We start from the raw sequence: 13,322 nt of genomic DNA on the forward strand, positions 1-13,322 counted from the left end.
GGGGTTAGATAATTTAAAGGTGAATTTGTTTAAGAAGCGCCATCCATTTGTTGAAGTTGTTCCGTCTCTTCAGCAGTCATTTCATAGCTTCCTAAATGTTCATAGGTTGAAGCATCATAGACTTCATAAGTAAATGGCATGCTATTCCGTCTGATCGTTATAATTTGTCCTTGGTATAGGAAGAAGTCCTGACTTGCGCCAATCGAACCAGCCGATTCATAGAGATAATAATATCCTGGTGCCTTCTCTTCAAATACTAATTGATTAGTTGAATTCTCATCTGGTATTTCATTATTTCCTAGCACAATTTCATGTCCAGGACGATCAGCTAACCAAACTGCCTCAATAAAGCTAGCAGCTGTTTCAGGATCAAACGCCATATCACGGTTATGGAGCATATTGGCTACTCCTGTGTATTCTCCTCCTTCTTCACTTGTTTCGACCTCTTCACTTGTTTCGACAGTCGTCTCTGGGGCAAGATCATCACCATAATACCACTTCCCAAAGAGATCTCTCAGTTCTGCATTCTTCGTCAATTGAAAATCAATCGGTTGAGAAGGATCAGTATTTTGACTCACTAAAACTTGAGGCTTTCCATAATAATCCACCATAATATAAGTCACTAATTCTTCTTTTTGGGGATCGTTTGCATTGGAATAAATGGCATGAACCGTATATTCTTCCGATTCCATTGGATTAACTTTCTCTTGATGGATAGTCATTTGATTCATCAATTCTTCCAAGCTAAGACCTGCATGGTCGAAGCCTTCAGCACTATTGGGATAAAAGTTGGTATAACTCTGTCCCATTCCGGCTTCCCATTCTCTAAAAGCATTATCCAAACGTAAATAATCATTATCATTCATTCCATCCGGTGCATAAGCATCATTCACCACTTCAGTCATCATTAAATTATAATCCCTCTGCTCATCGGGAACATTCCCAGCAAAATTGGGCAAGAGAAGATTGAGCCCCGTTTGACTTGGTAAAGTCAGCAAATGAAGAACGCCATTATAATAAAGTTCTGGCATAGCCGTATAAGATATTTGCACCGATGATTCATATTCCTCGCCATTCGGTAAAGTCGGAATCAACGTCGGCTCCACTTCCTTAATTTCAATGGGAATGGTCACATCTTGACTAGGATCTTCTAAATTCCAAATCATTCTCACCTGGGGCTCCGAAGTATCTATGTTTTCCAACCTTACTCTAATCGGCAAATTAGGTAAGGTCACTTGTTCTTCCGTTTCATTCAAGAACTTAAACTCTATTTGACCATTTTCAGCTTCAGACAATTGTTGCATCACGTCATTGGCAGCGGCAATTTTCACATTTAACAGGAACAGGGACAACAACAAGGCAGTGAGACACTTAACAACTCTATTCATGACGATCGCCTCCACTTTTCAAATTTGGGTTTTCCCCTACTCTAAGCCTAGCATATTTCACAAACAAGTAATAATAAAAGGCATCATTTTAATATTGAAAAGAACTCCTTTACAAATAAAAATGCCCCCTAAAGGGACATTCAGTCTATTGACTTAGTAAGTTTCAGCTAACTGCTCCACTATCGTCTGCTTTTCAATGATGCGACAGATTATAGATGGAAGTAAGAACGAGAGTAAGATCAAACAAGGGGCCATTAACCAAATCGCTCCAAAATTCCTTTGATAGGAATAAAACCAAAAAACAGATTCCAACACTTGACCTAATAAAGGATTCAGCAGTGTCACAAATAAAACGGATAATAATAAACTCGTTGCTGTATAGTAAATAGATTCATAGGTCAATAATTTTTGCATTTGATAGCGCGTCATGCCAATCGCCCTCAAACTAGCTAATTCATGCCTTCTCGTCATGAAACTTGTCAACATGGAATTGATATAGTTTATCACTCCGATGAAAGCGATCAAGAAACAAAGTGTTCCACCTATTAAGATAAACATTTTTCTAAAGGCATTGAATTCTTTGCGCAACGTTTGTTTACTCTGATAGTGTAGGAGGGATTCAGGTGAAGCGGTCAAGCTTTCAAGCTCAGCTTCATTTTGACTTTCAAGAGTAGTATCATGACTATCAAATAGATAAAACAAACGCGTTAAATTAAGCTGACTATCCTGCTTCAAACGTTCGGTTGAAAGAATGTAAGCATCACTTCCAGCAATCGAATATCTCAACGAAATAGAATAAGGTACGATAACATGTGCACAAATCTCATAACTTATTTGTTGATCTTCTTTGACCATTAGTTGACCTTTTCCCTCTTGAGTCTTAACTTCCTTTTGGGTGCTAGGATCAATGGCAGAAACTTGATGAGCATATGAGAGATCAACTTGACTGCCTATCGGAAGATAATCCTCCCCTATCACTTGGCCAAAGTCATCAGTTTCTAATACTAGCGCTATCTTCCTCTTCTGCCCATCGATCAGAGGTTGAAGATCACCTTCTATCACTTCCAATTTATTTAATAAAAAGGGATCAAATCCTTGAATTTGAACCACTTCTCCAAAATCAGAATTCTTTTTATAATGATTTAATAGGAATGCTTCTTTCTCTTCTGGACTAAGATCCCTTAATTGACGTTTTAAGGTTTCTGCATCCATCCATTTAATAGTTTGATTGTGGAGCAAGGTATAAGAAGAACCACCTATTATTCCTTCTCCCATTGAATGTATCTTATTGAGCCATTCATCTTCCAAATTTAAATCATCAGAAAAATGATTTAATTTGAAATAATCATTTTTAGCCACTAGAAAGTCTCCACTTAACTGTTTTTCTAGATAACGATCCATGTCAAACCCAAAGGTTAAGGTCATTAAACTAGATAAAAGAATCGTGGATAAAGTCAATGAAAGAACTACCAAAATAAACTTGGATAAGTTTCTGCGAAGATTAACTAATCCCATTTGTGCAAGATTGATAGCTTTTCTTTGCTTAATCGTTCTTCTTACTTTCGCTTCCGACCGATACCTCACCGCTTCAATAGCAGAAACCTTTCCAACGATACGGCCAGGTTTCAAACAAGATAAAAAGACAGTCATCATCGTAAAAAGTGTTCCGGCAATCGCGATCCAGGGTGAAAAAGCGGCTTGAGTCACCTGATTTTCAATGATCGTCTGGCGAATAATATAAGGTAAGAAAACAATCCCCAGTCCATATCCGATCAAAATCCCCAAAGGAATAGCGGCGAAAGATAATAAAATAGCTTGAATCACTAACAATTTTTTTAACTGACTTTTAGTCAAACCTATTGTTTTTAATAATCCATAGTAACGAATATCATTTTGAACGGATATTTGAAAGATATTACTGATTAATAAATAACCTGTTGAGAGAACAATTACCAGTAGAAGCAGAAAGATTAATAGAATCGGTAATTGATCCTTGGAGTCGATCTGAGCGGATGTATAGGCCCAATTAACCCCCATCTTAAGATAATTATTTAATTTTGAATCCTGACTTTGATAACCTAAATCATGAAGAATCTGTTTCATTGTCTCTTCAATGTGACGAGAAGATTTTAATTGAATGTTTAAATCATAATAGAAATCTTTAAACCCTTTCTTCTCTGCTTCTTTTATTAATTGTTCAACTTCTATTTGAGACAAATGTATGGCGTGCACAGAAGCCAATTCATTGTATTCAGAAATCCCTACCAATTTATAATTCTTTTTAATCGTTTGTATCGGCTGATTCATAAAATCATGCATTTGAAAAGTTAATGGAATCTCTTCGCCAATCTTGACCTCTACATTTAAATTTTCAAGGACTTCTCGATCTAAGGCCACTTCATTTTCATTCAAGGGTAGACGGCCTTGTATTGGAAAGCTAAATGTTGAACGTGCCGATTCCTCTGATGAATAAGCCACTTCAGCAGGTACTTTCGAGAACACTCCTTTATCAGATCGTCCAATATAAAGTCTCTCACCCGCTGATTGGATAGAGGGGTGTTTTTTGATCGACTCTACTTGTTCTCGCGTCAACTGTTTATACGTACCGTGGCTATTGCCACCAGCCAATTTAAATTGATGGGCTTGTAAATTATAATTTAAGTTAATGACCATGGTAAAAAGAGTTGTAAATAACACACAGGTTAAGATCATCGCTAGCATAGCGATTCTATTCCTTTTCTTAGATCGAATTAATGACTTGTAACTTAACTTCCAAATGGTAGAATGGTTATTTATTTTCATCGCGGTCACCTAATCTGCCTGCTGAATTTGACCATCTTCGATTCGAATCATTCGATCAGATAGCTGGGCAATTTCATTGTCATGGGTAATCATCAGAATTGTTTGACCAAATTTTTGACTTGTTATTTTCAAAAGACCAAGAACATCTTGAGAAGAAGCCGTATCCAAGTTACCCGTCGGTTCATCGCATAGTAAGATAGAAGGCTTAGTAGCAAGTGCTCGCGCAATGGCTACTCTTTGCTGTTGACCTCCAGACAATTGACTAGGTAAACGATCGACCAAATGGTTAATTTTTAATTCATTAAGTATCAGATGAATATAAGGTTCATCCGCTTGATGACCATCCAACTCAATCGGCAACACGATATTCTCATACACAGATAAGACTGGCACTAAATTATAAGCCTGAAAAACAAAACCAATCTCTCGACGTCGAAAAATAGTTAGCGCATCATCATCCATCTGAAAAATGTCTTGACCATTGATCCAAACCTTTCCAGAACTAGGTCGATCTAGCCCCCCTAAAATATGTAATAAAGTCGACTTCCCTGAACCCGAACTTCCAACAATAGCCAGAAACTCTCCTCTCCTCACCTGCAAATCAATGGCTTTTAAAGCCGTCATTGTTTCCTGTCCTTGTTGATAAGTCTTCATAATGCTTTCTGCTGTTAATAACATTCGTCTTTCTCCTTTAGTCGTATTCATCTTACTCTTCCAGTATGCCAAATTAATCTTTCATACTTCTTACAAGCAAGATGAACATTCTTCCAATTTTGAAAGAATTATTCTGACTTTACCAAAAGAATATTAAAGACACTTCCCCCAGCTGGGGTTTCATCCACCTTAATCACTCCGTGCTGTAAACGAATGATCTCTCGTGATAAATTCAAACCGATTCCCAAACCATCTTCATTCTGACTCATCTTCGAACGATAGAAACGTTGGAAAATCAAATTTCTTTCATTCTCTGCTATCCCCGGTCCTTGATCGATCACCTGTATTCTGACAAACATCCCCAAACTTTCAGAAGTCAATCTTATATCGGGTCCTGTTGAATATTTCAGAGCATTATCAATCAGATTACCCATTGCTTCCATGGTCCATTTATAATCAAATAAAGCTTGATCTTCGGTATAATCCTGCACAATGGTTTTCCCTTTATGATGAGCTTGTAAACTAAAATCATTCACCAAATCATCTAATAAATTGGCGACCGAATGAGGCTGAACATTCAACTGAATCATACCTGATTCTAATCTTGAAAGTTTCACTAGCATCTGGATTAAATGGTTTAACTTATCTATTTGTTGCCGAATAGACTGGCTGTATGCATGCGCTTGGTCAGTTAAATTCTCTTCTTCCAATAGTTCACTATATAAGCTCAAATTAGCAATCGGTGTTTTAGTCTGGTGTGAAATATCTGAAATCAGATTTTTAATTTGGTCTCGCTCATTTTCAATCTTCTGTTCCTCTATTTCTTTTGCGTTCAAATATTGACTAAAATCTGCTTCAAAGCGCGATAATAGACTCTCATCATAGTTTTCCACTGAAAAGTCTCCATCCCTCGCCTGCCTTAGAAGGTCTTCTAAATGCATAAACAACAATTTTTGTCGGTGTTTCTCTTTAAAATAGAAAAATAACAATAAGACCAAAAGAAAGAGGAGAACGCCAATTATGAATTGAATCATTACTTCTCCTTCCATTGATAACCAATTCCATAAACTGTTTTTATTGAATGTTCTATTCCTAGCTTGTTACGAAGCCGTTTGATAACGACTGATAATGAATTTTCCTCAATATATTCCTTGTTCGAGTCAAACCACAAATAATCAATTAACTGATCTCGCTGCAGGACGCTATTACGATGCTCCACAAGATAACGTAATAGCCTTTCTTCTGTTTTTGATAAATAGATCATTTCATTTGAAACTTGGAAAATCGATTGATCAAAATCAAAATAATAATTTCTTGATTGATAAATGTGGGACTCTGCTTGGAACTGAGTTCTTAGCTGATTATGTACCCTTGCTTTCAAAACAGCCAAACTAAAAGGCTTAGTGATATAATCATTTGCACCTAATTCCAAGCCCGTCACAATGTCTATTTCCAAATCGCGAGCTGTTAACATGATAATAGCCATTTGCTTATGAGTCTGACGAATTTCTGTCAAAAAATTCAACCCATCACCATCAGGTAAATTTACATCTAAGATAAGCAAATCAATATCTGTATAATTAAGAATGACTCGAGCCTTTTGAAGAGTCGAAGCCGTTTGAAAGAAAAGCCCCTCATCATGAAGCGCAATCTCCAAGCCTTTCAACAAAGTTAAATCATCTTCCACAATCAATATATTCTGAGACATACTATGACTCCTTCTCCGCAATGAATGAAAATGCAATTTGTTTCTATCAGTATAGCATGATCCTCTTTCTTTTTTGAGGCCAAAATGTTCATGAAAACAGACATAAAAGAGTCTTCATTCTTAGGACTCTTCCCAACATCCTGCATGGTTAATTCTGCTTTCCTATGTTATCTTTAGATCAACACCATTCAGGAGGTTGCAATATGTTATTTACTGAAGATGCCTGTTTCTATGCCGAAGAAATCCGAAAGAATCGCGGAGGGATCTCAGCACTGGTTCATCAAGCTCTAGCTAATATTGCTAAGATCAATCCAAAACTAAATGCCATCACTTCGATCCAAGAAAGCTATGCCAAACAAGTGGCTAAAGAATACGACCAAGCTATAAAGAATTGCTCAGACCTTGAACTAGCTGCTCTTCCTCCCTTCTATGGCGTTCCCATTTTATTGAAAGATCTGGGGCAAAACCAAGCTGGTTTTCCCTCAACCGGAGGCGCCAAGCTATTTAAAGAAGTTATTGCGAGGCAAGATTCTAATTTTACGAAAGCCATCCTCAAGGCCGGTTTTATTATCGTCGGTCGAACCAATACACCCGAATTTGGCTTCAAGAATATTTCTGATTCACAACTTCATGGACGAGTCAATTCGCCGCTTGATTTGAATCGCAATCCAGGAGGCTCTAGCGGTGGCGCTGCGGCTGCCCTAAAAACAGGCATTGTTCCAATTGTCACCGCAAGTGATGGAGGTGGCTCTATTCGCATACCGGCTAGTTTCTCGGGAGTCATCGGCTTAAAACCATCCAGAGGAAGAATGCCCGTTGGACCTGAAAATTATCGCGGGTGGCAGGGTTCTTCAGTTGATTTTGCTTTGACAAAATCGATTCGAGACACTCTAATCCTCTATAATACTCTGCAATGTTATCAACCAGAAGCTCCCTTTCACTTGAATACCACGATCATCAATCATTTAACTCCTCCCACTCGACCTTTTAAAATTGCGTATAGTATAGAATCCATTCAAAACTTTCCGATTGCAACAGAAGTCAAAGAACGACTGTTAGCAACCGTTGATCAGTTAAAAGATTTGGGCCATGAGCTAATTGAAGATCAACCAGCGATTGATGGTCGCCAATTGATGGAATCATATTATCTAATTAATGCTGGAGTCGAAACAGCAGCGATGATGGTTGAAATCGAGAAAAATTTAGGCCGGCCACTCAGTCATGCAGATATGGAAACCATGTCTTGGGCGAGTTATCAATTTGGACTGAACATCAAAGGATATCAAATGTCACAGGCTTTAACCTATTGGGATCACTTAACCTTTCAAATGGAAAGCTTTTATCAGCAATATGACTGTTGGCTTAGCCCCACAACTGCTGGACCAGCCCCTCATCATGGGCAATTTAACTTAGCGGAAGAGTTATTAGATAAGTTGGCACATTCAGAAGACTACACTTCTAACCAACAAGCTCAACTCATTTGGGAGATGTTTGAAGCAAGTCTAGCTTGGACTCCTTACACCCAATTAATGAATTTAACCGGTCAACCCGCCATCAGCCTACCCATGAATCAATTATCTAACGGACTGCCGATCGGCATGCAATTTGCTGTGGGTAAAGGCCAAGAAGAGAAACTTCTCTCCCTCAGCTTACAAATCGAGAAAGCAGGTCTACTCGATAGTGAAACAATAGACCTCTGTAGCAAGTAAATCCGATTACTTCATTTTTTGAGAATCAAATAAAAACCATCGCCAGATAAAACTGGTCGATGGTTTAAGTTAATGTGTAGGTTTGCTCAATTTTACCTTATGAATGCCACTCTGCTAATTTTTCAAAAAGAACCTGATTACTTTTCATTCCTGCTTCTTCATTATGCTTAGGATCGCCACCCATCGCCAAGATAATTTCCCCCATATATTGATACCAATCTCCAAGGAAGAGATGTCCTGCCTGATCGAAAACATGAACCTCTGTTTTATCAGGTCGCTTGTCTGCAATTGCCTGAGCAGACACTTCACTTTGCCACATCATATCTTTAGCTCCTGCAAAAATAAGTAGATTAGCCTGACTCTCTTCGACTTTAATTCGAGCTTCCTCTTTATTATCTGCTTTTTCTGCTGCAGTTTCGTAGCCTGGACGATATTGAACAGGGCGCTTCAAGATGAAATCTAACATTAAGTTCACCCCTGTCATTCCCCCTGCTGTATTCGAATTAATAAAGGGTAAAGGTTCTCCCTGCCAAGTCCATGAAGATCTAACGTTGGAATAATCTTTAAAAGATAAGCCCATATAATTCCAGGCTGTCGGCGCATAAAGCACGACATTATCAATTTCAGGATAACGAGTGCTTAAATTTAAGCATAGCTCAGCACCTTTAGAAGCCCCTACAACGGTAATGTCTTCATTATCAGAGACGTTCTCATCAATATAATTCAGCACTTCATCGAAGAAATCTAAAGGCACTTCTACTAATTCCTTTTGTTGGTTATCCATTCCAAAGTAAAATAAGGAAAGAACTTCGTACCCCTCTTTAGCCAAGGGTTCTGCTGTGTAATAACCAGGACTTCCTTCTGAACCACCGAAAGTAATCACGACCCCTTTATGTTTTTTATTTTCTGGTTTTAAATGGAAACCATTAAGATATTCTCCTTCAATGTGTTCCACTTCTACCCCATCTATTTCTTGATTATATTGTGATAATTCAGTTGGAGCCGGATAATCTTCAGCATTATAATCTTGAGGTTTGTATTTTTGGTCATTGTAATATCGCATTCCATAGACGAAGATGGTCCAGAGTAGAATCACCGCAAGAATTCCTAAGACGATCTTACCTAAAACTTTAAAAAAATTTTTCATATTAATCGCTCCTTAATCGTTTTAATACTTTTATTATAGTTAATCTTTGTGAGCTCCATATGTGCTTAATATAAAAAAATTAAAGTTCTAGGTTTTTTCACCATGAAATTGAATGTTTTCTAACATCGCTTAATTTTCAGATTCATTACTGGCATCATCTTCGATAACTTCTTCCGTATTAACCGATTCTAGCGCTTCTTTTGGCACGGAAATTTCAACGTTTTCTCCATATTCTGACATCTGGAAGCTGGCCTGAATCATAAGCTTCTCTGGTAGAAATTGAGCCTGTTCCTCAGGCATACTATCTTTTAACAACTCAGTATCTGCATCAATGCTTAGTTCTACATTCATTAGTTGTCCAGTCTTTTTGTCATAAGACGCTTCTAACTTAGGTTTAAGAGCAAAAAATTTAGCGAAGCTTTCTTCATTAAATATTTTTTTAGCGTTTTCGATATATTCATCTTTTTGCTTATCATCTAATTGATCTTCCGATTGTTCAAAAGATTTATCTAAAATACTCTCTACATCATAAGCTTTATCGAAATCTTGATAAAATTCTTTACCATCAATGTCTTCTTTGAGTGTAAAAGTATAATGATCTCCATCGTCTTCTAATTTATAATATTTGTCTTGGAAAGCAGATTGTTCTTCAGTAATTTCTGTATCAGAATCTTCTGGGTTAATAACTTCATTGATTTGCTCCCGTATTTCCTTATCCGACATTGACCATTCCTCTTGGCTCCACTTGTCTACCTGACTATTATAGGAATAAGTTACCCCATCCATTCCATACATCTGTAGTTGGATCGGTTCTCCAGCCATTGGAGAGACAATATCAAGAAGAATTTGAAATCCAAGTGGATCGTCACTCACCATCATATCACTCTCAATAAAAGCTAATTCACTTTCTCTACCTTGTGATTCAGATGAGATCGTCACTTCACCTTTGAGTTTAAAAGATTGAAATTCCTTATTTGACTTAGATCTAAGTTCTGTCCAAGCATCTGCTACTTCACCTTGGGCATAAATCGGTAAATGACTGCTAAAAAATACAATGGCAACAATGAGTAAAGCTCCTATTTTTTTCATAATATCCTCACTTTCTTATTGAACATTTAATCCTGTCCTCTCTCCAAACAACAGTAATTTTTATCCTCCTTTGTCTAATGATACCATTATTTTATACAAATATTTTGAATATAAATTGAGCTTTTTTTGATCTTGCTGTGTATTTGATGTGAGGAGACCGAATTATAATAATCTGAAACACAAATCAATCAGCTCTGACCTTCAACACTATGCTATAATCAAGTTTAATGAAGACGATAGAAAGGAGCCTCAACCATGAACATGGTCCTGATCGTGGAAGATAGTATGGAAATTCAAGAACTGCTAACTGATTTTTTACAGAACAACCATTACGCAACCATGAGTGCTTATTCAGGGACAGAAGCTTTACTCTTAGCCAATATGCATTCTTTTGATCTGATATTATTGGACTTAATGCTACCAGGAAAATCAGGAGGTCAAGTTCTAACTGAATTACAACACACCCTCAATTCACAAACGCCTGTCCTCATTCTTTCGGCCAAAAATTCAATGGAAGAAAAAATTCAACTTCTCCGATCGGGAGCAGATGATTATCTCGATAAACCCTTCAACCTTGATGAGCTCCTTGCTAGGATGGAACTCTGCCTTAAACATCGGTCTATTCAATCAAAAGAAGTCAAAGAAGAAAGCTATCACATCGGTGAGTTACGATACCACCCTGCTAGTCACCGTATCTGCTTTAAGCAAGAAGAAATCAATTTGACACCGCAAGAATTTAAAATCCTCAGCATCTTAATCAAGCATCCTCAAAAGATCTTTACCAAGCAAGAACTCTTCCAACTCGCATGGGAAACCGATTATCTAGGAGAAGATAAAACAATTAACGTCCACATTGGTAATATTCGCAAGAAACTTCTGGCCATTAGTCAAGAAGAGTGGATTGAAACTGTTTGGGGAATTGGTTTTCGAATACATCCTAAGCATTTATAAACTTTTAAAAGCTTCTTTACCATTTCTTTAACTTTTCTTAGCGATCTTTTGACTTCTATCTTCTATAGTATAGTTAAAGGAGGAGATAAAGATGCAGAATGTGATTGAAACAATTAACTTAACTAAGCAGTACGGAAAAGTCAAAGCCCTCGACCAAGTCTCAGTCAATGTGGCTCAAGGAGATATTTATGGCTTAATTGGAAGAAATGGGGCGGGGAAAACGACCCTCATGAAAATTATTAATCGCCAAATTATACCATCTGAAGGAAAACTATCCGTTCTAGGTGAGGAAATCTCAAAAAGGGATAATTTAAACCTTAGAATTGGAACACTCATCGAAGCGCCCGGCTTATATCCCGACCTCACTGCCTATCAAAACTTAGCCTTGAAATGTCAACTGGTTGGCTACCAGTTCAACGGTTATATTGACTCTCTATTAGAACTGGTCAATCTAGCACACACAGGAAAGAAAAAAGTTAAAAACTTTTCATTAGGAATGAAACAACGCCTAGGTCTGGCGATCGCTCTGGTTGGTAATCCAGATGTACTCTTACTTGATGAACCTACCAATGGAATGGATCCTCAGGGCATTGCAGAGTTTCGTGAAACCATCTTAAAACTAAACCAAGAGAGAAAAATTACGATTGTCATTTCCAGCCACATCTTAGGAGAACTTTCGAAGTTCATCAATAAATTAGGGATTATCCATGAAGGAAAATTACTCAGAGAAGAATGTCTGAATGATTTTGAAAGTGAAAACCGTGATCGCATCATTTTGAAAGCGCAAGATTTAAATCCGATCGTCGCTTATTTAGAGGAGCAACTTCAACTTCAAGCTTTTAAAGTTGTGTCACCTCATGAATTATACATTTTTGAACATTTAAATCAGCCTGAATTAATCAGTCATGGCTTAATTCAAGCAGGTATTCTCTTCGATCTCTTCTACCTTGAGCGCTTTTCACTAGAAGATATGTTCCTCAATTTAACTGGAGGTGTCCACCATGCTTAATTTTATCAAATTTGATCTTCGTAAAATGTTTCGTATGAAAGGTTTTTGGCTATCAGTTCTGTTCTTTATTGCTTTATTAGGATTAAATCTTACTCTGGATCACAATCAATATAATATGGACTATGACCAATACTACCAAACCCAAACCCGTAATAACGAAAAAGCGGCAGAAAATGAAGGGAGTGGTTTCCAAATTGAAATCGTCGACGAGGAAACTTACAATCAGCAACAAAAAGCTTTAAAAGAAGGGATGAGATTTGATCCCTTTATCCTAAATTCCTTTACACTCACTTCGGTTGTTTGCTACATCTTTTTTGGACTTTTTGTGAGTAATGATTTCTCAAGTGGCTATCTCAAGAACATTCTCTCCATCGGAGGCGCTAAGTGGAAATGGATCACAAGTAAAATTGTCGTGGCCAGTGTGCTTACTCTTTGTCTTTTTATCCTTCAAATCTTAGGTGGACTGGTATCCGAAATTATTTCCGAACAGTTCTTGTCAACGATCTCATTCACTGGCATATTAGGTCAACTCGCCTTAAATATTCTATTATCGATCCTGATTATGCTCTTAAATATTACGTCTATCCTGCTCTCTCAAAGCAAAGTTACAACCATGATTATTAGTTCACTTTTTGCCATGGGTGTCCATCTTCAATTACTCACTCAAATTGGCAAACTACTAAACATTGATATTGTCGGTCAATTCCTATCTAGTCGACTTCAAGTCATGGGGTACGATTTCGAAGGTCAGTTCCTGCCAGCCCTCCTTACTGGACTAACGGCTTTCACCCTTCTCTATCTCTTTAACCGTTGGTATGTCTATCGTATCGATTTCAAATTTGACCATTAATTTCAAAGGAGCTGA

At 37.5% G+C, this 13,322-nt stretch carries 11 protein-coding genes; 4 read left to right on the top strand and 7 right to left on the bottom strand.

Annotated features, from left to right (window positions below):
- Window positions 1-29: 29 nt before the first annotated feature.
- From HZY91_RS01565 to HZY91_RS01585, 5 genes are all read right to left on the bottom strand, one after another.
- Complete coding sequence (locus tag HZY91_RS01565) at window positions 30-1,388, bottom strand: DUF4767 domain-containing protein (protein WP_197114043.1); 1,359 nt, start codon at window positions 1,386-1,388, stop codon at window positions 30-32.
- Between the two features lie 153 nt (window positions 1,389-1,541).
- Window positions 1,542-4,190: an ABC transporter permease gene (locus HZY91_RS01570; RefSeq protein ID WP_197114045.1), complete on the bottom strand. Its 2,649-nt coding sequence runs from the start codon at window positions 4,188-4,190 to the stop codon at window positions 1,542-1,544.
- Window positions 4,191-4,199: 9 nt separating this feature from the next.
- Window positions 4,200-4,895 (bottom strand): ABC transporter ATP-binding protein, encoded by a 696-nt coding sequence (locus HZY91_RS01575; RefSeq protein WP_438940334.1) that lies wholly within the window; start codon window positions 4,893-4,895, stop codon window positions 4,200-4,202.
- Between the two features lie 77 nt (window positions 4,896-4,972).
- Window positions 4,973-5,878, bottom strand: a complete 906-nt coding sequence (locus tag HZY91_RS01580) for a sensor histidine kinase (RefSeq protein ID WP_197114046.1) — start codon at window positions 5,876-5,878, stop codon at window positions 4,973-4,975.
- Window positions 5,878-6,552, bottom strand: a complete 675-nt coding sequence (locus HZY91_RS01585) for a response regulator transcription factor (protein WP_197114047.1) — start codon at window positions 6,550-6,552, stop codon at window positions 5,878-5,880. The genes HZY91_RS01580 and HZY91_RS01585 overlap by 1 nt, the downstream gene beginning before the upstream one ends.
- Window positions 6,553-6,755: 203 nt before the next feature.
- On the opposite strand from HZY91_RS01585, the gene HZY91_RS01590 reads away from it, so the two are divergent.
- Window positions 6,756-8,261: an amidase gene (locus HZY91_RS01590; protein WP_197114048.1), complete on the top strand. Its 1,506-nt coding sequence runs from the start codon at window positions 6,756-6,758 to the stop codon at window positions 8,259-8,261.
- A 97-nt stretch (window positions 8,262-8,358) separates the two neighbouring features.
- Here HZY91_RS01590 and HZY91_RS01595 read toward each other — a convergent pair whose 3' ends face one another.
- Both HZY91_RS01595 and HZY91_RS01600 read right to left on the bottom strand, forming a co-directional pair.
- Window positions 8,359-9,408: an alpha/beta fold hydrolase gene (locus HZY91_RS01595; protein WP_197114049.1), complete on the bottom strand. Its 1,050-nt coding sequence runs from the start codon at window positions 9,406-9,408 to the stop codon at window positions 8,359-8,361.
- A 129-nt stretch (window positions 9,409-9,537) separates the two neighbouring features.
- Complete coding sequence (locus HZY91_RS01600) at window positions 9,538-10,497, bottom strand: hypothetical protein (RefSeq protein WP_197114050.1); 960 nt, start codon at window positions 10,495-10,497, stop codon at window positions 9,538-9,540.
- Between the two features lie 255 nt (window positions 10,498-10,752).
- Between HZY91_RS01600 and HZY91_RS01605 the strand changes: the two genes are divergently transcribed.
- The 3 genes from HZY91_RS01605 to HZY91_RS01615 all read left to right on the top strand — a co-directional run bounded on the left by HZY91_RS01605 (window position 10,753) and on the right by HZY91_RS01615 (window position 13,307).
- A complete protein-coding gene (locus tag HZY91_RS01605) occupies window positions 10,753-11,448 on the top strand; it encodes a response regulator transcription factor (RefSeq protein WP_197114051.1) in 696 nt (231 codons plus the stop codon).
- A 91-nt stretch (window positions 11,449-11,539) separates the two neighbouring features.
- Window positions 11,540-12,457 carry an ATP-binding cassette domain-containing protein gene (locus HZY91_RS01610; RefSeq protein WP_197114052.1) on the top strand — a complete coding sequence of 306 codons (918 nt, stop codon included), beginning with the start codon at window positions 11,540-11,542 and terminating at the stop codon, window positions 12,455-12,457.
- A complete protein-coding gene (locus HZY91_RS01615) occupies window positions 12,450-13,307 on the top strand; it encodes a hypothetical protein (RefSeq protein ID WP_197114054.1) in 858 nt (285 codons plus the stop codon). The genes HZY91_RS01610 and HZY91_RS01615 overlap by 8 nt, the downstream gene beginning before the upstream one ends.
- Window positions 13,308-13,322: the final 15 nt, after the last annotated feature.

The sequence above is a fragment of the Facklamia lactis genome, from assembly GCF_015863205.1.
Taxonomy (GTDB): domain Bacteria; phylum Bacillota; class Bacilli; order Lactobacillales; family Aerococcaceae; genus Facklamia; species Facklamia lactis.